We start from the raw sequence: 21,932 nt of genomic DNA on the forward strand, positions 1-21,932 counted from the left end.
CACAACGGCGATTCTCAGGTCGTCTTAGCGACGTTGATCAATTGGCAGGTAGTCGCGTTTCGTTGCGCCTGTGTAGAGCTGCCGCGGACGGCCGATACGCTGGGACGGGTCCTCGACCATTTCCTTCCACTGTGCGATCCAGCCAACAGTACGCGCGAGCGCAAAGAGCACAGTGAACATGTTTGTCGGGAAGCCGAGCGCGCGAAGCGTAATACCGGAATAGAAGTCGATGTTCGGATAGAGCTTCTTTTCGACGAAATATTCGTCGTTCAGCGCTATTTTTTCCAGTTCCATCGCTACGTCGAGCAGCGGGTCGTCCTTAATGCCCAATTCGCCCAGAACTTCATGGGTCGTCTTCTGCATTATCCGTGCCCGGGGATCATAGTTCTTATAGACACGGTGACCGAAGCCCATCAGTCTGAAAGGATCATTCTTGTCCTTTGCGCGCGCTACGAATTCCGGAATGCGATCTACCGACCCGATTTCGGAAAGCATGTTGAGCGCGGCTTCATTCGCGCCACCGTGCGCAGGGCCCCAAAGACATGCAATACCTGCGGCAATGCATGCAAACGGGTTCGCACCTGAAGATCCGGCGAGGCGCACGGTGGAAGTAGATGCGTTTTGTTCGTGATCTGCGTGAAGGATAAAGATCCTGTCCATTGCCCGCGCGAGGACCGGGTTCACCTTGTATTCTTCACAAGGTACGGCGAAACACATGTGCAGGAAATTTGCCGAGTAACCGAGATCGTTGCGCGGATAAACAAATGGTTGTCCCACGTGGTATTTGTGGGCCATTGCCGCGATTGTCGGCATCTTGGCGATCATGCGCAGCGACGCAACCATGCGCTGGTGCGGATCTGTGATGTCTGTGGAGTCATGATAAAACGCTGCCAACGCACCGACGGTACCAACCATGATTGCCATGGGGTGGGCGTCGCGGCGGAAACCGGAGAAGAAGCGGTTCATCTGCTCATGGATCATCGTGTGGTAGGTCACACGGTGCACAAAGTCGTCTTTCTGCGCCTTGGTCGGCAGTTCGCCGTAGAGCAGAAGGTAGCAGGATTCCAGAAAGTCGCCATGGTCGGCGAGTTGCTCGATTGGATAGCCACGGTAAAGCAACGTGCCTTCATCACCGTCGATGTAGGTGATTTTTGACTCGCAAGATGCGGTTGAAGTGAAGCCCGGGTCGTAGGTGAACATGCCTGTGTCCTTGTACAAGGACGCGATGTTCACTACCGACGGCCCGATGGATCCGTCAAGGACGTCGAAATCGTGGCTATTACCACCGACGTTTAGCTTGGCGTTGTTGTCGGCCATACAGAAAACCCCTTTGCGTTGTCCGGGTGTGCAACTCTAGTGAATGGCTAGCAAACCGACGAGATCGGTTCCTGCTGCCGAGCGGCACTGGAGAAATTTTCGCGTCCTGCGTAGCCCATTTACTGCACTGCCGCAAGTTGGCCGGCATAACCCTTTGGTCAAAGACCAATTTGCCGGGAATGCCGGAGCCGCCGTTAAACCGCTTTGGGCGACCCCAATCCGTATTACTGCGTCAATTAGACCGTCTGATCCTGAATTCTGGCCAGCGATTCATCACGGCCCAGTGCAACAAGGACATCATAAATTCCCGGTGAAGTCCCGCGGCCGGTGAGGGCTGCACGCAGCGGCTGTGCGACCTTTCCGAGTTTCAGTTCCTTATGCTCTGCATAGGCTTTTACGGAGGTTTCGAGATGCTCAGCGCTCCATTCATTGGCTGCCGTCAAAACACCGTGAAGGTCTTTCAAGATGCTCTTTGCTTCATCGCTGAGGATTTTCTGCGCCTTTTCGTCAAAATCGAGAGGGCGCTGGCGCCAAAGATAAGAAGCGCTTGAGGTGAGCTCAACCAGCGTTTTGGCCCGTTCCTTTAGACCTGGTAGAGCCGCGAGCGCTACGCTTTCCTTGTCTGGTGAAGCAAGCCAATTCAATACTGCAGCGCCGTCTTCAGCATGCTGAAGATAGATTTTCCAATGCTCCAGCAACTCCTGGTCCGGTGTTGCGCGCATGTAGTGCCCGTTGAGATTCTCGAGTTTCTTGAAGTCGAAGCGGGCGGCGGACTGGCCAACAGCATCCAAGCCAAACCACTTTATCATGTCGTCGAGCGACATGATTTCTTCGTCGCCATGACTCCAGCCAAGACGCGCAAGATAGTTGCGCATAGCCTGCGGGAGATAACCCATGGCACGATAGGCTTCGGCTCCGGTTGCTCCATGGCGTTTTGACAGTTTCGCGCCATCAGGCCCGTGAATAAGTGGAATATGCGCCATGGCAGGGACTTCCCAATCAAGCGCTTGGAAAATCAGAGTTTGCCTGGCGGCATTTGTCAGGTGATCGACACCGCGGATGATATGCGTGATTCCCATATCATGATCGTCGACGACCACGGCAAGCATATATGTCGGTGTGCCATCCGATCGCATGATGACAAAATCGTCCAAATCCTTGTTTGGAATGACAACTCGGCCCTGGACCAAATCCTCGACGACGGTCTCGCCGGACTGTGGCGCTTTGAGGCGAACGACCGGTGCGATGTCCTTTGGCGCTTCTAATGGATCACGATCGCGCCAGGTGCCATCGTAGCGGGGCGGACGACCTTCAGCCCGCGCCTTTTCGCGCATGGCATCAACCTCTTCCGGCGAACAATAGCAGCGATAGGCTGAACCGTTTGCCACCATCTGTTCGACGATTTCGCCGTGACGTCCAACGCGGGAAAACTGAGAAATGGGATCTCCGTCCCAGTCAAGGCCCAACCATCCGAGACCGTCAATCAAGGCGTCAACGGCTTCATCCGTGGAGCGGGCACGGTCGGTATCCTCGATCCGTAGCAGCATTTTTCCGCCAAAATGCTTGGCAAACAGCCAGTTGAACAATGCGGTGCGAGCGCCGCCGATGTGTAGAAAGCCGGTCGGCGAAGGAGCAAAACGCGTGACGATGTCTTGTGCCATGGTGCTAATTAAAAGTCTCTGTCAAGATAACGGCGCAGGTTGCGCCTTTGAAGGTGGCGCGGTCTTAGCACAGGCATTGGCAAGGCTAAATAGGCACTTGCCCGTTTCTTTAGGAGATGGAAGGATCAGCAGGTGGTGCAGCAGCAAACACCGCCCGAAAAAAACAGAGCCGCAATTCAGCGGCTTCGCATCCTGCATCTCAAACCCAATTACTCGAAAACGAACCTCACCAATACCGCAGGGGCCGGATGGACAAGGCTCAGTCCGCCTGGGCGGTTCTGGCGGCGCTCACGTCAAAAAAGTCCGGCGTTGTTCAGAGCCGCATCTGGGAAGATCAGGGGCTTTTGTGGTGCTGCTTCGCATTTTCTGCAGGAATTGCGATCTACAAGATTTTGCCGGCTGAGCCCAATAGGATCTTGCTCACTGCGCTTACGCTTTTTGCAATGGGTGCTGTTTACCGAATTTCCCGGCGAGGGTCTTTAAGCAGGTTTGTTCTGCTCCTTCTGGCGCTGGTTTCCGGTTTGACTGTCGCCAGCGTCAGGACAGCCACGGTCGCGGCCCCAAAACTCTCTGAAATGATGAATGTCACGCTGACCGGGTTTGTTCTTGAGCGACAGGTCAATGCGCGCGGTGTTCGGCTGCTGCTGCAAGTTGAAACCGTCAATGATCGAACGCGATCGGACCTGGGATTTCCCAAAAAGGTTCGGATGCGGGTGCCGGCAGGCGACATTGCCAGACCGGGGCAAATGGTCGAACTGCGGGGGAGGCTTTTCCTCCGGCAGGACCAGTGATGCCTGGGGGCTATGATTTTTCTTATCGAGCCTTCTATTCCCAAATTGGTGCGACGGGGTTTGGCTATGGGCCTTCAATGGTCTTGGCATCTGACAATACGCCACTGACGATCCAAGCCAGAGCACTGGTTCAGAACCTGCGCGAAGGTATTGCAGACAAGATTAGAACTGTGATGGGGCAGGGCCCGGAAACTGCCCTTGTTGTTGCCCTCCTTGTGGGGGACCGAAGCGGTATCACCGAGGTGCAAGAGGAAGCACTTCGCGCAGCAGGATTGGCTCACATCCTGGCAATTTCCGGATTGCATATGGCTCTTTTCGCAGGGGGTGCATTTGGCGCGGTTTTGTTGTTGCTTTCGCTGTTTCAACCGCTTGCACTCAGATGGCCCATTCACAAATGGGCGGCGGCAACTGCGCTATGCGCCGCGGTTGGTTATTTGCTCATTTCCGGCGCGGCCGTCGCAACTCAGCGCTCATTTGTGATGATCGGACTTGTCTTTCTTGGGGTTTTGGTAGGCCGTCGTGGTTTGACGCTTAGAAGCGTTGCTCTTGCCGGATTTCTGCTTCTGTTGATTTCACCAGAACGCTTGTTTTTTCCCGGGTTCCAAATGTCCTTCTCAGCTGTCATTTGCCTTGTCGCCGTCTATGAGCTTTGGCGCAGTCGAGACAAAGAGAGCTGGAAGAAAGACGTTCGTGTTGGCTTGCTGCCAAGGATCTTTGCTTCTTTGGGAAAGTGGTCATTCGGTCTGCTTGTAACGGCAGTTGTTGCCGGACTTGCAACGGGGATTGTCGGGGCACACCATTTCGGCCGGATTGCGCCCTTTGGCGTGGTTGGCAATATGCTCGGAATGCCTGTCTTTTCATTGCTGGTCATGCCTATGGGTGTTCTTGCGCTCATCCTAATGCCATTCGGACTGGCCGCAATTCCTCTTGCCTTTATGTCGATTGGCATTTCCTGGTTGCTTGATATTTCAGAATTCACCGCAGCTCTGGGGGGCGATACAGGGACCGTCGGCAATCTCTCCGCGTTGCCTACCCTGTTTTTGATAAGTGCGCTGTTTCTGGTTCTTCTGGTGCCGGGGCGGTGGCGTTTGTTTTCAGCAGCGCCATTTGCCCTGGCGATACTCCTGATTTTCTTGTCTCGGCCTCCCGATATTCAAATCGCGTCTTCGGGTTCGAGAGTTGCGGCTCGCGACGAAAACGGTTTCTTGAACCTATCAGTCAACCGTTCTTCCTTCGTGACAGAACTCTGGCTTCAAAAAGAAGGGGTTTCCGTGTCTGCGATTAAATCGCGCAAGATGAAATCGCCCCAGCGGAACTGCGATCAATCAGGATGTGTGATCAGAGCGCATGCGCCAGTCGATCAATTGCCGAACGGTCAAAACGTCGAAGTGCCTGTTTCAATTGCATTTCCTCGGCATGCGGACGCTTTATTTCAGGATTGCCAATTTGCCGATCTGATCGTGACCGATTTAATCGTTCCAGATGGTTGCCGAGCAGCCATTGTTATTGATGCAGAAACGAGAGCCAGGCGAGGGGCGGTGTCTATTTGGCTGTCTGCGCAAGCAACGGCGCGCGACGACAAATTGCCTGACAAGCAGCAGCACACCGCTGAAACCGGAAATCAAAAGATTGATGGCACTGACAGGCGTGACACCCAAGCCGCAACCACCATCGTCTCAAAAATGATTTTCGCAATTCCAGAGGCACCAAGACCCTGGCACCAAATAGGAGAAATGACGCGCGCAAACCTGACCTCGAAAGCCAAGTGAAGCCGTTAGTAACGACCGTACGATCTAATACTGGCGAAACAAAGCAACGAGACGTCCTTGAACACGAACACGCCCCGGTCCGAAAATTCGGGTCTCATAAGCTGGATTTGCGGCTTCGAGTGCAATGGACGCACCTTTTTTGCGAAGTCGCTTCAATGTTGCTTCCTCATCGTCAACCAGTGCAACGACAATGTCACCGCTGTCAGCTGAATCTGTCCGACGAATAAGGACCGTGTCACCATCAAGAATGCCGGCTTCGATCATAGAGTCACCGCGCACTTCCAGTGCGTAGTGTTCGCCCTTGCCGAGAAGCTCTTGAGGGACAGTGATTGAATGACTGTGGTTCTGAATTGCTTCAATCGGAACACCGGCGGCGATCCGGCCCATAACAGGTATTTCTGTGCCTGCGACTTCAGGAACAGATGGAGCAGGAGAAGGAGACTTGGCGCCTTCTCCCTTGCCAAGAGAGCCCTCGATGACTTCGGGTGAGAAACTTCCACGTGGTCGTGGAGCCCCAAGGCCGGGAGCAATTGAGTCCGGAAGGCGGACAACTTCCATGGCTCTGGCCCTGTTTGGCAAGCGACGAATAAAGCCGCGTTCCTCAAGAGCCGTAATGAGCCGATGGATACCAGACTTGGAACGCAGGTCCAGCGCGTCCTTCATTTCATCGAAGGACGGTGGAACACCAGTTTCCTTCAGTCTTTCATGAATGAACATGAGCAGTTCGTACTGCTTGCGCGTCAACATAACGGTTACCCCTGACCTAGAATCGGACTGGTACAAATCGAGAACACCTTAGCTGTTCCTATTGTGTTCTGCAAGGGTAAATGTTCTCTTACTGTTCTATTGCCGCCGTTTTCACGGAATTGAACGGAGTTCATCAATTACGGCTTTAGAACGTGTTTCAGTCAGTTGAAATCAGCAGCAATTCGCAGGTTACGAGGGTCGGGCACCCGCCGGGCTGTGCAACCCCTTGATGGAGATTTCCGTCGAGATCTATGCAGCGTATCTGAATCCGTTGGCCTTGATTGGGTTCGCAGCCACTACCTGATTGCAAGAGGATTTCAGAGATAAGGCCTGTCATGGGCGGCGACGATGTGAATTCAGCACCTGCGAGACTGCCGAGACCGACAACCTTGAAGGTGTTGGCCCCAATAGTCGAAGCGAGATCGCAGATACTGTCGTGAAGATCCTCAAATGGTGCCAGCGTTGTGATGAGAGCGTTCGGCGGAGTGGAGGGGGCGACGATGGTTTGCGATGGCTTGATGCGGAAAAGCGTAAACTCAGTTTCGAGGTCGTATTCGGCTTCGAAACCAGCTCCCGTTAAGCCATATCCGGTCAGATCCGCTTTCCTTGCGAGGGACACGCTGTCCGGAAGGAGGTGGCCGAGATGGACATTGCCGTTTTCAAGCCAGTAGGCGTGAATATGCGCAAACCACTTGCCGTCCCGGAGGCCCAGAATGGCAACGGCTTCGATGAGTGTTGATCCTTCGGAGGCCTGTTTGTCGCTATACCAGGCGGCATGCCTGTCGTCGATCGCACGATCCGGCATGACATAGTCAAAGGCGTTGAGTTCCACGCCACCGAGATCAAGTATCGCGGATTGATAGCCTGACGCTTCGATCCACTGGCCAAGCTTTTCCAGCAGACCACCTCCATCGGACAAGGACAGCGCAACCGGTTCAGCATGGCATGGGAGAGAGGGTCTGCGTTGAGATGCAATTGGTCCAGGGTGCTTGATATCATCAAGTGTCCGTGGAACTCCGCGTCTCATATCAAGCCTTTTTCGATCAGAAATTCACGTACCAGCTTTTTCGTGATCTTTCCGTAAGCGCTGGTGGGCATTGCTTGAATAAACAAATATCGATGCGGTCTCTTGTATCGGGCGATCTTTCCGGCAAGAAATTCGCTCAATTCTGCCGCTTCCGGTTCCGGTTCAGAATTGGTTGAGGCCACACACACCGCAAGTCCGACTTCTCCCCATTGAGGGTCTGGAATGCCAAGAATTGCAACCTCCGACAAGGAAGGATGTGCCAACAAAACTTCCTCCACTTCCTTTGGGTACACATTCGACCCGCCTGAAATATACATGTCTGACGCGCGACCGGTTAGATAGAGATACCTGTCTTCGTCCATATGACCGATGTCCCCGGTTCGAAACCAACCGTCGCGAAACGCGTTTTCATTGGCGGCATCGTCTTCCAGGTAACCAGCGCAGACCGCAGCCCCGATGACGCAGACCTCACCTGTTGTTCCAGGTGGCAACAAGGCACCAGTTTCATCCTGTATCGAAACTTCAATTCCGGTCCGTTCGGTGCCGCAAGTGCCGATGCGCGCCTCAGGGCCGTCTTCTTGCACGTGATCCTGAGGGCGCAGGACGGTTATGTTGCCTGTCACTTCACCAAGTCCGTAGTACTGGACCAAAACAGAGCCCAGCTTCTCGAGAGCCAGCTTCTGATCTTCGCGGTACATCGGAGCTCCGGCATAAATCACATGACGAAGGCTCGAATGATCGTAGCGCTCGACAGCCGGGTCTTCGACGAGGCGTTTCACAATAGTGGGAACCGTGAACATGTTGCTGACCTTGTGCTTTTCGATCAGTTCGAAAGCGACTGTGGGGTTAAAGCCAGTTCTTGGCATCAGGACATGTGCCGTTCCTGCGGAAAGCTGCGCGATTTGCTGGAGACCTGCGCCATGCGAGAGAGGTGCTATCACGAGCGATGCATCTTCTTCGTTTGTTCCTGGCATCAGGTCTGTCATGTAGTTGACTGCAACGAAGCCGATTTGGCCATGCGACAGGACCACCGCTTTTGGCCGGCCGGTGGATCCGGATGTGAAGAACAACCAGCAGGGATCAGTGTAGTCGACCGGTGCATTTGGAAATTGTGTTCCCATGTGGCTGGTTAACAAGGTTTCATAGGAAACGCCAAAGGCGCTTTCTCCAATGCTAACGATACCGCGCACGTCCGGATTGGCAGCCTTGACGGCTTGTGCCTGTTCTTCGAAGTCTGCGTCGCAGAGCATCACCTTGGCTTTTGATTTCTCGCAAGTGTAGGCAGTCTCCGCAGGGGCTTGTCGAAAGTTGCAGGGTACCCAGATCGCACCAAGACGAAAGGCAGCAAGCATGATTTCGGTCATTTGATTGGAGTTTTGCGCCTGAACGAGAAGGCTGTCACCCTTGGTGATGCCGAATCTATCGCTTAGGGCTGCCGCGAGCGCTGAGACGCGCCTGTCGAGTTCCTGCCAGGTCCAGGTGTTGTCTTCCCAGATGATTGCCGCGCGGTTAGGCCACCGGGCCGCGTTTTTGGTCAAGAAGTGTGCCAAGTTGGCGACCCGGTTCGAGCTACGCTCTATCATTGGCTAAGTTCCCTTCATCCCACCCGGAAAGTCCAGAAACCTAGGCTGAGCATCATAAGCTTGACAAGCTGGCAAGGAATGAAACGTTCCCCAGACACAAATATCCGTGCAAGGATACCTGTTGTGTTTCGCAATAAGAGACTTTGAGCGGGAAATGAACGAGCAAGAGACTTTCGATTGGGACGATGCATATGCAAATGCTGCGCACATTCAAGATGCTGCGAGCTTTCCGCCGCGCTGGGAAAAGGAAGCCAGTGCGTTCCGGGATACCTGGCCCATAAAAGAAATCGATGTCGTCTATGGTGATAGTGAACGCCAAAGATTTGATATTTTCAGTCCTGACGGGCCATCACGTGGTCTGATGGTTTTCGTGCATGGTGGCTATTGGCTGCGTTTCGACAAATCCAGCTGGTCGCACCTTGCTGCCGGTTGCCTGAACCAGAACTGGACCGTTTGCCTGCCTTCGTATGAGCTGGCACCTTCGGTCAGGATTGAAGATATCACCTTGCAGATTGGAGAAGCCATCAATACAGCCGGTGACCGTTTGGACGGGCCTATACGTCTTGCTGGTCATTCTGCGGGCGGTCATCTGGTGACACGGATGCTTTGTGCGGATACACCGATTTCGCCAACCTTCCTTGGAAGAATTGAGAAAGTGGTCTCCATTAGCGGACTTCACGACCTTCGTCCGCTCAGGAAGACCGCCATGAATGCATCTTTTAATTTGTCGGAAGATGACGCAGCAAGGGAGAGCCCGGCTCTTGCAGAGCCTCTCAGGGAATGCCCCGTCGTCGCGTGGGTTGGAGAAGACGAGCGCCCTGAATTTGTACGCCAGTCGACCTTGCTGGCTCAGGCTTGGCCAACCGCGACTTGTCATACAGAACCTGGCCGGCACCATTTTGACGTGATTGAAGACCTGATCGATCCGAATAGCGGGCTGGTGTCCGCTCTGTTGAAGGACTGACCTGGTAAGCGGGGAATGCCGAATGCGCAGAGAAAGCGACAGTCTTGGGGAAATCGATGTACCGGAAGACAAATACTGGGGTGCTCAGACACAGCGCTCCATAGAGTATTTTTCGATTGGAACCGACCTCATGCCAATTGAGTTGGTTCACGCCTACGGCTATTTAAAGAAGGCTGCTGCGCTCACCAACGCGGATCTAGGACTTCTGCGAGAAGATCTGGCTGACCTCATCGTCCGGGCCGCGGACGAAGTGATAGAGGGAAAGCTGGATGTCCACTTTCCCTTGCATGTCTGGATGACTGGCAGCGGTACGCAGACAAACATGAATGTGAATGAAGTCATTTCCAACCGCGCCATCGCAATTGCGGGTGGAGTTCTTGGGACAAAGGACCCGGTCCACCCCAACGACCATGTCAACATGTCCCAGTCATCAAATGACACTTTTCCGGCTGCGATGCACATGGCGACCGCCCTACAAGTGAAACAACGTTTGCTGCCCGGTGTGAGACGCCTTCACGACAGTCTCAAGGCCAAGTCGGCAGCTTGGGATACAATCATCAAAATCGGGCGCACGCATATGCAGGATGCAACGCCATTGACGCTTGGTCAGGAGTTTTCAGGTTACGCAGAACTGTTGAAGCAGGATATCGAACGCATAGAATTTTCGCTTCAAAACGTCTATGGGCTCGCGCTTGGCGGAACGGCTGTCGGAACGGGGATCAATACTCACCCAGACTTCGCGGTCATGTCAGCTGCAAAGATTGCAGAATTGACTGGACTTCCTTTTTATACCGCGCCGAACAAGTTTGCGGTTCAGGGCAGTCATGATGCACTGGTTATGCTGAGCGGTGCTCTGCGCACACTGGCAGTCTCGCTGTTCAAGATTGCAAACGACATTCGACTGCTTTCCTGTGGTCCGCGATGCGGTTTTTATGAACTGATCATTCCAGCAAATGAACCAGGCTCTTCCATCATGCCGGGGAAGGTCAATCCGACACAATGTGAGGCCCTGGCCATGGTAGCGGTCCAGGCTATGGCAAATGACGTTGCCACGGGAATTGGCGGTGCAAGCGGGTATCTGGAAATGAATGTCTACAAGCCGCTGATGATCAACGCGATTCTGCAATCAATCCGGATTATGGGGGATGGCTGTAGCAACTTCTCTAGTTTCCTCGTTGAAGGCATGGAGCCAAACGAAAAACGAATTCGAGAGTACCTTGAACAGTCCTTGATGCTGGTAACAGCATTGAGCCCTGTTATCGGTTATGACAAGGCCAGCCATGCGGCTCACCACGCCTTTGAAAATGACATCACGTTGAAGGAAGCCTGTTTGGCGCTGGGCTTTGTGCTGGAGGAAGAATTCGATAACGTTGTCGACCCTACAAAAATGCTCGGTCCATCGTTGTAACCGGTCTTAAAGCAGATTATCGCGGTGCTTGTCAGCGAGTGTCACGACCCGGTGATTTGGTCATGTTGCCCGGTGTCAAGCAGAGATAAATCTCTCCGCAGTCAGTTTGTTTTGCATAAGCATGTCGCGCATGCGGACCCGCGAAAGCTCTGTCTGGCCTGACTTGATTGCTTCAGCTACTCCAATGTGGTCATGCATGGAGAGGTGTTCCTTCCGCTCAACCTTGCGACCCGCCGAATACGAAAAAATCAAGACGGCATAAATCAGATTTTGAAGCTGAGCCAACATCATGTTGCCGCTGGCCTGAAGGATGGTCGCGTGAAACGCGTAGTCCGCGCCGATGACGTTCGTTTCGTCGTTCATTTGAGTCAGGCTTTGCGCAGCAGCCAGTATCCTGCCCCGCTGTTCCGGACTGGCATTTTCAGCTGCCAGGGCAGCCGCTTCAGGTTCGAAAATGAGACGCAGCTCCGTTGCTTCAGCAAAGATGCGCGCAGTCAACGGGCTTTCGGGATCGTGCCAGCGAATGACATCGGGATCCAACAGGTTCCAGTCTTCGAAAGGACACACCCGCGACCCGTAGCGGCGTGCCGTTCGAACAAGGCCTTTGCCGCACAAGACCTTGATGGCTTCTCTCACAACAGTTCTTGAAACGCCAAGCGAATCTACCAGCTCATCTTCTTTAGGCAGGACTGCGCCGGTCTTATAGTAACCGCGCGCAATACGTTTGCCCAAATGTTCCACCGTGTCCTTCACAGCACCAGTCGGCAATGAAGTCAGAACCTTGTCAGGCAGGGTGAAGGAAAGATGGGTTGCTTTGTTCATCGTATCAACTCAAGTGGTCGTGGTGCCAGAACCGGAAGTAGAACTCGTTGGGCTGCCGACGTCTTACATTTATGTTTTACAGGGGATTCTCGAGAAAAACTAGAATTATCAAGGATTAATATGGCACCAAAAAATAAAATTAACCGATAACTTGCGTATTCTCACGTTGTTTAGGGTGAGGCATTGTAAAATAACCTGATTGTAGGACAGATTTTTTATGGATAGTCGACAATTCCAGACTATTTCGTCGATAATTGAGATTTTATTTGTAGCTTTTTGCAGCTAAAATTGTTGCAAACAATAGTATTTCCGCTGCCACGCAGCTCAAAAAATGTTCCGAAGTCGACGACATTCAAATGCATGGCCGACAGAAGTGCGACGGTCGCGTCAAGTCGATATTGGCTTTACAGCAAATGCAGCGAAATGAAGCTTTAGGAAAGTCAAGAACTGAGAATTTCACTTGAGGCATTCAAGAGAGATCTTGCAGTTATAAATATTGCCTCGAATTTATCATAATCATGAGTGGGCTGTTTTTATTTACAATTGATTTTTATGGAATATTTAGGAGAATCGCCCAAGGTGATATTTCGGTACTTGTGTCTGGCTTTCAATCGCTTCACCTGTGTTTTCAATGTGGCAACCAGTGGTGTGATTGGGGACAAGTAGCAAGTAACGGGGAAACGGGTTGGGTTTTTCTCCTCTTTTTGAAAAGGGGCAATCGACTTCGGGTGTTGTTTGATCTGTGTTGATTGGACAAGATCTGGTGCCGATAGGTGAGGTGGGCATTTTGAGTTTGAGCGGCAGTTCGACGTTGCCATACACTCCCAAGGAGATGGGCCGTGCAAGTCTGTCTCGCACTTTCATTTTTTATACACTTGGATTGTTCGCTCTTCTGGGTGTGCTGTTCATCGGCATCTTGACGAAGATAACCTGGGATTCGTCGCACGCACGCGCCATCCGTGTCACGGAAGCCTTTTTTCAAGCAACCAAACGGCCCTTTGAACGCGCAATCTGGACAGTCAATGCAGATGCGACCCTTCAGCTGATACGTGGCTTGGAAAGCCTTGAAGTCATCGAAAAGGTATGGGTCGAAACACCCGATACCGGCAATTTCGGTGAGCCGTTGACGGGCCCGCGGGCGGATGAAGCTCTCAGCTACACCCTCAATTCACCCAGTACTATTCTGCACAAGGATGCAATCGGGCAGGTCTTTATCCTGATCGACCGTAGCACGATCTCCTACGAAATTGCCTCGACGGTCGGCTTCATCGTTACGGCGATCGTTGTCTATATTCTGCTGCTGGCGATCGTGATCCGGACAGTCTTCAAACGGCTGATCGGTCAACCCTTGTCAGACATCGTCAGTTATCTTTCTACACCGCGTTTGATCGAAGATCCGCCCAAGGCGGAACTCATGCCAGGCAGGGCTGACGAGATTGGAATTCTGTCCGCAAGCCTACAATCGATGGTGCAACGGCGACACATGGATTTGCAGAAAATTCAAGAATATCAGACCAATCTCGAAGACTTGGTGGCGCATCGCACGGAGCAGCTGAAATTGGTTCAGGAAGAGCTTATTCAGGCCGATAATCTGGCTGCGCTCGGGGCGCTTGTTGCCGGGGTTTCTCACGAATTGAATACACCGCTTGGCAACGCGCTGATGGCGGCTACCACGATCAAAGACTCAACACAGCTCCTGACCACCGAACTTGACCAACAGAGCCTGAGCAAAGAAGCTCTTGAAAATGAAATTGGCCGGATTTCCGATACGGCGGACATTATTGAAAAGACACTTGGACGGGCGCGGGATCTGGTCGGTAACTTTCGACAGGTCGCCGTCGACCGGCAAAGCGAAAAGAAACGCACCTTCAGTTTCGATCATATAGTTCGCGAAACACTTGCAACGCTTCAGCCGACTTTGAAAAAGACGCCGTTTGAGGTCCAACTTGATCTGAATGCAGATGGCGTGATCGACAGTTACCCCGGTGCCGTCAGCCAGCTGGTTTCCAATCTGGTCGAAAACGCTCTGAAACATGGATACGAGGATCACACTCAGGGGGTTATCAGGCTGTCTTCGCGTTTGGAAACCGTCCCGCCAATTTCCGGCGGTAAACCCGGCCAGATGAAGATTGTTTTCAAATGCAAAGACGATGGCGTCGGGATACCTGAAAAGAATCTGAAAAAGGTCTTCGAACCATTCTTTACGACCAAGTTCGGCAAGGGTGGATCCGGGTTGGGGATGGCCATTTGCTATCAACTGGTGACGGAAGCCCTTAGCGGGACGATCTCGGTCGTATCCAAAGTGGGGTCGGGAACTGAGTTTACTATCGAATTCCCGGTCGTCGCTCCTGCCGAAACCAAGCAACCTGCTAGAAGCAAGGTGCAGTGAGATGGTGATGGATTTTCTTGCTCCTTCTAAACCTGAAGCCATCAAGAGTACGAAGGCTCCCTGGAAAATTCTTATCGTTGACGATGATCCAGATGTACATGAAGTGACAAAAATTGCAGTTGCTGGGTGCATTTTCGATGGGCGATCGTTTGATTTGCTGCATGCTCTTTCGGCGCAGGAGGCGCAAGAAATACTCAAATCCAGCGACGACATCGCTGTTGCGCTTGTTGATGTCGTCATGGAAAGCGACACCGCCGGCCTTGGATTGGTCAGCTGGATACGGTCTGAACTTGGAAATCACTTTACCCGTTTGATCCTTCGGACAGGCCAGCCCGGTTATGCGCCGCAAACTGATGTGATCATGAAGTTCGACATCGACGGATATGCAGAAAAGGCAGAGTTGTCTCGGACAAAATTGCTCACGGCAATAATCACGGCCCTGCGCGGCTACAAGCTTGTTATGTCGCTTGAAACCAATAGGCGAAAACTCAAGCAGCTGAACGGTCATTTTGCTGAAATTGTTCAGAAAAACGCGCTGAGTGAATTTGCAACGGCTGTATTGCGACAGTTGACCGATCTTCTGGACCATCCCGTCGATCTGCTGCTTTGCGGTCAAGATACTTTGTCGGAGAAAAAAACGACAGATCCAACATACGCGTTCTCGCTGCAACGGGTGGACTTCAGGAAAAAACGGATCTTCCCATAGAAGTCCTGGGGGAGGATGCCGTCCGCAGAGCGGTCAATTCATGCATCGAAACAAGAGAACCTGTCTCGGGACCGAATGGTCTCGCTATGCCCCTCATTACGCGTAACGGTATGACCGGCGCGCTCTACCTTGCCATGAGCAATGTAGAGCTTGAGGAGATTGTTGGAACGGAGCTTATGCAGCTCTTTGTCTCCAATGTCGCACTCGGTTACGAGAAAACCGGGTTGCTCGAGCACATCCGGAATCTGGCCTTTGTCGACCGGGTCACGGGACTTTCAACGTTTTCCGGCTTCATTGAGACCTTTCAACGACATGCCTCCAATCAGATACCGCTTCTCGTGGTCCATTGTGACATCCAGCGTTTTCGAGTGGTTGTGGATGGCATTGGCGATGAAAGGGCGGGCGGGGTTCTGAAACGTACCGGCCATCGACTGTCTCAGATTTTCCCCGATGCCCTGACGATCGCGCGTAAGGAGAAAGACGAGTTTCTTGTTCTTCTCAAAGGTGGCGAGGCCAACGATATCCAGAGCATTGTGACTCGGGTGGAGGATGCGTTTCAGGAACCCATTACTCTGGATGACAACCAGATTAATCTGCGCATGCGTCTTGGGTTTGCCTCAAGCGAGGACAGTGCTCATGGCGCCGAAGAGTTGGTGCGCTTTGCCTCAATCGCGCTCAATGATGTCCGCCAGAAGGGCATGACCAATCATTCCGTTTTCCATCCGTTGATGCAGGAAGCTGCCTTTGAGCGTTTGCGCCTGGCTTCCATGCTGACGGGCAGCGCCAATCAGACAGAATTTCATCTTCATTACCAGCCAATCATGCGATCCGGGGACGACAGCATTGCGTCATTCGAAGCGCTGATGCGCTTCAAGACGCCGGCAGGAAATTTTCTGAACACCGCTCGGATGATCGAAGCAGCCGAAGCCAGTGGTCTGATAACCGAAATCGGTGCCTGGATGTTCAAGTCGGCATTCTCCGAATTCCGGAAACTGTCCGTGGCCGGAAATGATGTTCGTCTGAATGTCAATTTGTCGCCCAGACAGGTTCAAACAAACAGAATTTACAAGGATATAGAGGACGCTGCTTCGGCTGCTGAACTACAGTTGCATCGATTGGTCTTCGAGGTGACCGAAGGCCTCTTTTTAAGCAACGATCAGGTTACGCTGTCACTTTTGACGTGGCTGCGGAACAAGGGGGCCAAGGTCGTCATTGACGATTTCGGAACGGGATATTCTTCGTTCAGCTATTTGCGCAAACTGCCTGTCGACGGCATCAAGATCGACCGGAGTTTCATTTCCAACATGGACCAGGATGCTGACGCCCTGGCTGTGGTGAAATCGATTATTGCTGTTGCGAAAGCAATGAATTTGGAAGTTACTGCCGAAGGTGTCGAAACCACCGGGCAGCGTAAAATCATGCAAGAACTCCAATGTGACTACCTGCAGGGTTTTCTTTATTCAAAGCCTCAGAGCTGCGATGATCTCATGAAGTTCGTTCAGCAATCTTCTGTCTCCGGCAGCACTTTTCAATCGTAAGGCCTAAGTTCAAGTTTGCTCGCAGTTTGGGTGTGTGCGCCGAGAATTCTGCTCTGGAGCAGTTGATACCTGGCCTTTGTGGCAGCCGCTGCTTTCTCGTTGTGAGCGTGTGAGAGCGGAAGTTCTTCAACATTTTAAACATAAGCGATTGAAAGTTCGGGTGAAACACGCTCTGATACCAGAAGTGCGAGGGCGCTGCGCCTTGTCGCTTCGTGAAACGTTCCATACGCACCGGCATAGTAAGAACTTAAGCGCAACCTGAGGAGAAATCAGATGGATATGAGCGGATCTCATCGGATACCAGCCACGCGTTCTTCTGTTTGGTCAGCGTTGAATGACGCTGATGTTTTGCGTTTGTGCATACCTGGTTGTGAAGTTCTTGAGCGTGTTTCGGATGATGAGATGTCGGCTTCGGTTACGTCGAAGATTGGTCCTGTCAAGGCGAAGTTCAAAGGTTCTGTTACGTTTGAGAATGTTGTTGCGCCGGAGAGTTACACGATTGTTGGCGAGGGCAAGGGCGGTGTTGCCGGTTTTGCCAAGGGGTCGGCTGACATCCGTCTGGTTGAAGATGGTGATGCGACGGTTTTGAGTTACGAGGCGAAGGCTCAGGTTGGTGGCAAGTTGGCGCAGCTTGGCAGCCGTTTGATTGATTCCACGGCGCGCAAGATGGCCGAGGAGTTTTTCTCGCGGTTTAGCGAGCAGGTCGGGGGCTCTGCGGCGGCGGTGTCCGAGGGGTCTTCGGTGTCTTCGGACACGGATCTTGCGGCTGATCTTGATGAAGGTGTTGCCGAGGAGGCCAAGCGGATCGCGCTTGAGGAGGCGCCGGGCGAGGTTCTTCATGCGATTGGCGAGGCCGAGCACAAGGTTGAGGAGGGTCTTCACAAGGCAGAGGAGAATTTGGAGGATGCTGCGGGTCGGAATGCGTTTGGCGGACCGATGGTGTGGGGTCTTTTGCTGCTTGGCGCGCTGATTGTTGTTCTTGCGCTTGCCAGTTGACCCTTTGGCGACAGATTTGGAATGATCCGGTTCTGGTGGCGTTTGCTGTCAGGACCCACAGAACACGGTGTTAAACCGGCAATTTGGGCTTTGGCCCGAGAGGTTCCATGAGGGAGAGAGATTTATGTCGAAAGTATCTTTGGTATTGAACGGGAAGACCGTTTCGTCCGAGGTCGAGGACCGGACGTTGCTTGTGTCTTTGATCCGGGATGTTCGGGGTCTGACGGGAACGCATGTTGGTTGTGACACGTCGCAATGCGGCGCGTGTGTTGTTCATGTTGACGGCAAGGCGGTGAAGTCCTGCACGATGCTGGCGGCGCAGGCGGATGGCAGTGAGGTGGTGACGCTTGAGGGGATTGGCAGCGCGGATGCGCTTCATCCTGTGCAGGCGGCGTTCCGGGAGCATCACGGTCTTCAGTGCGGATTTTGCACGCCGGGGATGATCATGAGCGCGGTTGACATGATCAACCGTCACGGTGCGGGCAATCTTGATGAGGCAACGATCCGGCACGAGCTGGAAGGCAACATCTGCCGCTGCACGGGGTATCAGAACATCGTCAAGGCGATCAAGGCGGCGTCCGACCAGATGGCTGGCATGGCGCAGGCGGCCGAGTGAGGGCCCGGTTTTAGGAACACGACGGATTTATGGGTCAGGCGGGACGCCTTTGATCTGCCGGAGGGAGCCGGCAGTGGCGGTCTGGAACCGACCTTTGAGAAGACGCGGGCCGGGCAGACCGGTCGGAGGAGACCATCCGGAGTTTTTTGATCCGGAGCAGTATTTGGGAGAGAGATGATGGCAGTTGAAGGGATTGGCGCCCGGGCTCTGCGCAAGGAGGACAAGCGCTTCATCACGGGCCGTGGCCGTTATACGGATGACATGGCGATGCCGGGCATGGGCTATGCGGCCTTTGTGCGCTCGCCGCATGCCCATGCGAAGGTCACGGGGATCGATGCCAGTGCGGCTCTTTCGATGCCGGGAGTGGATGCGGTTCTGACGGGCGATCAGCTTGTGGGCGACGGTGTCGGCAATCTGATCTGCGGATGGATGATCCACTCCAAGGACGGCACGCCGATGAAGATGGGCGGCTGGCGGGCGCTTGAGCCTGAGGTTGTGCGCCATGTGGGCCAGGCTGTTGCGGTTGTCATTGCCGACACGCAGGCCGAGGCTCGGGACGCTGCCGATGCGGTGGTTGTCGACTATGAGGAGCTTCCTGCGGTTGTTGATCCGCTTGCAGCCCTTGAGGCGGGCGCGCCGCAGATCCATCCGGAAGCGGAAGGCAATCTGATCTACGACTGGGAAATCGGTGATGCGGGAGCGACCGACGAGGCGTTTGGCCGTGCCGCGCATGTGACGCGGATGGAGATCCACAACAACCGCCTTGTTCCGAACGCGATGGAGCCGCGGGCCGCGCTTGCCGGCTATGATGCGGCCGAGGAGCATTATACGCTCTATACGACTTCCCAGAACCCGCATGTGGCGCGTCTGGTCCTGTCGGCGTTCTACAACATCGCACCGGAACACAAGCTGCGCGTGATTGCCCCTGATGTGGGCGGCGGCTTCGGCTCGAAGATCTATATCTATCCGGAAGAGATGGTGTGCCTTTGGGCGTCGAAGCGCGTCGGCCGGCCTGTGAAGTGGGTATCGGACCGCACGGAAGCGTTCCTGACGGATGCCCATGGCCGCGATCACCGCTCGGAAGCCGAGCTTGCGCTGGATGCGGACAACAAGATCATCGGCCTGCGGGTGAAGACGGTTGCCAATCTGGGCGCCTACATGTCGCTGTTCTCGTCGTCGGTTCCGACCTATCTCTATGCAACGCTGCTGTCGGGGCAATACGACATCCCGGCGATCCATGCGAATGTGAAGACGGTCTATACCAACACGACGCCTGTGGATGCCTATCGCGGCGCCGGACGTCCTGAGGCGACCTATCTGCTTGAGCGGATCATGGAGACGGCGGCGCGCGAGGTCGGCCTGTCGCCGGCCGAGTTCCGGCGCAAGAACTTCATCCGGTCGTTCCCGCATCAGACACCGGTGATCATGTGCTATGACGCGGGCGATTATGATGCGACGCTGGATGCGGCGCTGAAGGCGGCCGATTATGACGGGTTTGCCGCGCGCAAGGCGGAAGCGGCCTCGCGTGGCAAGCTGCGCGGGATCGGCCTGTCCTGTTACATCGAAGCCTGCGGGATTGCGCCGTCAGCGGCGGTCGGATCTCTTGGTGCCGGTGTGGGTCTTTGGGAATCTGCCGAGGTTCGTGTGAACCCGGTGGGGACGGTTGAGGTTCTGACCGGTTCCCACAGTCATGGCCAGGGCCATGAGACGACCTTCGCACAGCTGATCAGCGAGCGCTTCGGCCTTGACAGCGATGCGGTTGCGATCGTGCACGGGGATACGGACAAGGTCCAGTTCGGCATGGGCACCTACGGGTCCCGCTCGGGCGCGGTCGGCATGTCGGCTGTTGTGAAGGCGCTGGACAAGGTCGAGGCGAAGGCGAAGAAGATCGCGGCACACTTGATGGAGGCCTCGGAAGGGGACATCCAGATCGAGGGCGGCGAGTTGAAAGTGGCCGGCACAGACAAGAAGCTGAGCTTCACCGAGGTGGCGCTTGCGGCCTATACGGCGCACAATCTGCCTGAGGGCATGGAGCCGGGTCTGAAGGAGGGGGCGTTCTACGACCCGACCAACTTCACCTTCCCGGCGGGGACCTATGTGTGCGAGGTCGAGGTGGACCCGGAGACGGGTCAGACGGAGGTTGTGAGCTTTGTGGCTGCAGATGACTTTGGTAACATCATCAACCCGATGATCGTGGAAGGTCAGGTACATGGCGGCATCACGCAGGGCATTGGCCAGGCGCTGCTTGAGAATGCGGCCTATGACGAGAGCGGTCAGCTTCTGACGGCCTCCTACATGGACTACACGATGCCGCGTGCGGATGATGTTCCGTCCTATCAGCTGTCGACCCATGTGACGGCGTGCCCTGGCAACCCGCTCGGCATGAAGGGCTGCGGGGAGGCCGGAGCGATCGGGTCTCCGCCTGCGGTGATCAATGCGATCACGGATGCGATCGGCAGCAACGCTGTGTCGATGCCGGCTTCTCCTGAGAAGGTGTGGGCGCTTTGCCAGGCGGGCCTGAGGCAGGCTGCCGAATAGGACTTGAGACGATGAGCGGGCGGTGTGACCGCCCGCATTGGACCTGATGTCATTGGACACTTGAGATTTGGGGGAGACCCAACATGTATGAGACAACCTATCACCGTGCCGGTTCCGTATCGGAGGCTGCCGAGAAGATGGCGGCAGCAGAGGACGGCAAGATCCTGGGTGGCGGCCAGACGCTTCTGCCGACGATGAAGCAGCGTCTTGCGGCGCCGTCGGACCTTGTTGACGTGACGAAGATTGCGGAGATGCAGGGCATTTGCGAAGGCGAGGGAACCATCGTGATCGGGGCGGCAACGACCCACGCGGAGGTGGCGGCATCGGATCTTGTGCGGCAGAAGCTGCCTGGTCTTGCGGCCCTTGCCGGGGGCATCGGCGACCCGGCGGTCCGTCACATGGGCACGCTTGGGGGCTCGATTGCCAACAACGATCCGGCGGCGGACTATCCGGCGGCCTTGCTCGGGCTCGGTGCGGTCGTGACGACCAGCAAACGGACCCTTGCGGCCGGGGACTTCTTCACCGGCATGTTCGACACGGCCCTTGATGAAGATGAGGTGGTTGTGTCGGTGGCCTTCCCGCTGGCGGCAAAGTCGGCTTATGCCAAATATCCGAACCCTGCCTCGCGCTATGCCATGGCGGGCGTGTTTGTCGCCAAGGGCGCAGACGGGTCGGTGACGGTGGCCGTGACAGGCGCCGGGCAGAACGGCGTCTTCCGGATGAGCGACATGGAAGCGGCCCTGGCCGGCAACTGGTCACCGGACGCTGTCGCAGGAATTGCCCCTGCGCCTGCAGATATGCTCTCAGACCTCCACGGATCCGCAAACTACAGAGCAAACCTCGTAACAGTCATGGCAAAACGCGCCGTGAATGCAGCGCAGTGAACGAATAGAAGTTGGAATAAATGCTTAGGCCCGGCTTTAATACAGTCGGGCCTAGTTACAAATATTTAAATTTTTAGAGAAAGTTAACTTCGTTTTATTTGCGGAGCCGACAAACATTGTGTGATATGGAACACCTTATTCGTGCCATCCGGATGCCAATATTGTTGAGGAATAAT

Annotated in this window: 17 protein-coding genes; 11 read left to right on the plus strand and 6 right to left on the minus strand. The window is 54.4% G+C overall.

Going from position 1 to position 21,932, the window contains the following annotated elements; translation table 11 throughout:
• Nucleotides 1–24: 24 nt before the first annotated feature.
• Nucleotides 25–1,317: a citrate synthase gene (gene gltA / locus ACZ1HV_RS01220; RefSeq protein WP_298820575.1), complete on the minus strand. Its 1,293-nt coding sequence runs from the start codon at nt 1,315–1,317 to the stop codon at nt 25–27.
• A 236-nt stretch (nt 1,318–1,553) separates the two neighbouring features.
• Nucleotides 1,554–2,978 carry a glutamate--tRNA ligase gene (gene gltX, locus ACZ1HV_RS01225; RefSeq protein WP_472717060.1) on the minus strand — a complete coding sequence of 475 codons (1,425 nt, stop codon included), beginning with the start codon at nt 2,976–2,978 and terminating at the stop codon, nt 1,554–1,556.
• A gap of 248 nt (nt 2,979–3,226) precedes the next feature.
• Between gltX and ACZ1HV_RS01230 the strand changes: the two genes are divergently transcribed.
• A complete protein-coding gene (locus ACZ1HV_RS01230; protein ID WP_472717061.1) occupies nt 3,227–3,769 on the plus strand; it encodes a DUF4131 domain-containing protein in 543 nt (180 codons plus the stop codon).
• A gap of 77 nt (nt 3,770–3,846) precedes the next feature.
• Nucleotides 3,847–5,538, plus strand: a complete 1,692-nt coding sequence (locus ACZ1HV_RS01235; RefSeq protein WP_472717062.1) for a ComEC/Rec2 family competence protein — start codon at nt 3,847–3,849, stop codon at nt 5,536–5,538.
• A gap of 24 nt (nt 5,539–5,562) precedes the next feature.
• Here ACZ1HV_RS01235 and lexA read toward each other — a convergent pair whose 3' ends face one another.
• The 3 genes from lexA to ACZ1HV_RS01250 form a co-directional block, all read right to left on the minus strand.
• On the minus strand, nt 5,563–6,285 hold the full coding sequence (gene lexA / locus ACZ1HV_RS01240) for a transcriptional repressor LexA (RefSeq protein ID WP_298820581.1): 723 nt from the start codon (nt 6,283–6,285) through the stop codon (nt 5,563–5,565).
• A gap of 157 nt (nt 6,286–6,442) precedes the next feature.
• Nucleotides 6,443–7,312 (minus strand): PPC domain-containing DNA-binding protein, encoded by an 870-nt coding sequence (locus ACZ1HV_RS01245; protein WP_472717063.1) that lies wholly within the window; start codon nt 7,310–7,312, stop codon nt 6,443–6,445.
• Entirely contained in the window at nt 7,309–8,895 is a 1,587-nt protein-coding gene (locus ACZ1HV_RS01250) for an acyl-CoA synthetase (protein WP_472717064.1), read from the minus strand. The genes ACZ1HV_RS01245 and ACZ1HV_RS01250 overlap by 4 nt, the downstream gene beginning before the upstream one ends.
• Nucleotides 8,896–9,049: 154 nt before the next feature.
• Here ACZ1HV_RS01250 and ACZ1HV_RS01255 point away from each other — a divergent pair, with 154 nt between their 5' ends.
• Together ACZ1HV_RS01255 and fumC are read left to right on the plus strand one after the other, a co-directional pair.
• Entirely contained in the window at nt 9,050–9,859 is an 810-nt protein-coding gene (locus ACZ1HV_RS01255; RefSeq protein ID WP_472717065.1) for an alpha/beta hydrolase, read from the plus strand.
• Nucleotides 9,860–9,881: 22 nt separating this feature from the next.
• Nucleotides 9,882–11,267 carry a class II fumarate hydratase gene (fumC, locus tag ACZ1HV_RS01260; protein WP_472717066.1) on the plus strand — a complete coding sequence of 462 codons (1,386 nt, stop codon included), beginning with the start codon at nt 9,882–9,884 and terminating at the stop codon, nt 11,265–11,267.
• Nucleotides 11,268–11,342: 75 nt separating this feature from the next.
• Here the strand turns inward: fumC and ACZ1HV_RS01265 are convergent, their stop codons facing one another.
• Complete coding sequence (locus tag ACZ1HV_RS01265; RefSeq protein WP_298820590.1) at nt 11,343–12,089, minus strand: FadR/GntR family transcriptional regulator; 747 nt, start codon at nt 12,087–12,089, stop codon at nt 11,343–11,345.
• A 763-nt stretch (nt 12,090–12,852) separates the two neighbouring features.
• On the opposite strand from ACZ1HV_RS01265, the gene ACZ1HV_RS01270 reads away from it, so the two are divergent.
• The 7 genes from ACZ1HV_RS01270 to ACZ1HV_RS01300 all read left to right on the plus strand — a co-directional run bounded on the left by ACZ1HV_RS01270 (nt 12,853) and on the right by ACZ1HV_RS01300 (nt 21,756).
• Entirely contained in the window at nt 12,853–14,478 is a 1,626-nt protein-coding gene (locus ACZ1HV_RS01270; RefSeq protein WP_472717067.1) for a sensor histidine kinase, read from the plus strand.
• A gap of 7 nt (nt 14,479–14,485) precedes the next feature.
• The gene (locus tag ACZ1HV_RS01275; RefSeq protein WP_472717068.1) at nt 14,486–15,184 is read left to right on the plus strand and encodes a DUF3369 domain-containing protein; all 699 of its coding nucleotides are present in this window, start codon (nt 14,486–14,488) and stop codon (nt 15,182–15,184) included.
• Nucleotides 15,085–16,722: a bifunctional diguanylate cyclase/phosphodiesterase gene (locus ACZ1HV_RS01280; RefSeq protein WP_472717069.1), complete on the plus strand. Its 1,638-nt coding sequence runs from the start codon at nt 15,085–15,087 to the stop codon at nt 16,720–16,722. The genes ACZ1HV_RS01275 and ACZ1HV_RS01280 overlap by 100 nt, the downstream gene beginning before the upstream one ends.
• Nucleotides 16,723–16,995: 273 nt before the next feature.
• Nucleotides 16,996–17,718, plus strand: a complete 723-nt coding sequence (locus ACZ1HV_RS01285; RefSeq protein ID WP_472717070.1) for an SRPBCC family protein — start codon at nt 16,996–16,998, stop codon at nt 17,716–17,718.
• Nucleotides 17,719–17,842: 124 nt separating this feature from the next.
• Complete coding sequence (locus tag ACZ1HV_RS01290) at nt 17,843–18,334, plus strand: (2Fe-2S)-binding protein (protein WP_152501626.1); 492 nt, start codon at nt 17,843–17,845, stop codon at nt 18,332–18,334.
• A gap of 177 nt (nt 18,335–18,511) precedes the next feature.
• Nucleotides 18,512–20,872 carry a xanthine dehydrogenase family protein molybdopterin-binding subunit gene (locus ACZ1HV_RS01295; protein ID WP_298966984.1) on the plus strand — a complete coding sequence of 787 codons (2,361 nt, stop codon included), beginning with the start codon at nt 18,512–18,514 and terminating at the stop codon, nt 20,870–20,872.
• 83 nt (nt 20,873–20,955) lie between these two features.
• Complete coding sequence (locus ACZ1HV_RS01300; protein WP_472717071.1) at nt 20,956–21,756, plus strand: FAD binding domain-containing protein; 801 nt, start codon at nt 20,956–20,958, stop codon at nt 21,754–21,756.
• Nucleotides 21,757–21,932: the final 176 nt, after the last annotated feature.

The sequence above is a fragment of the Roseibium sp. JB4-4 genome (genome assembly GCF_055693425.1).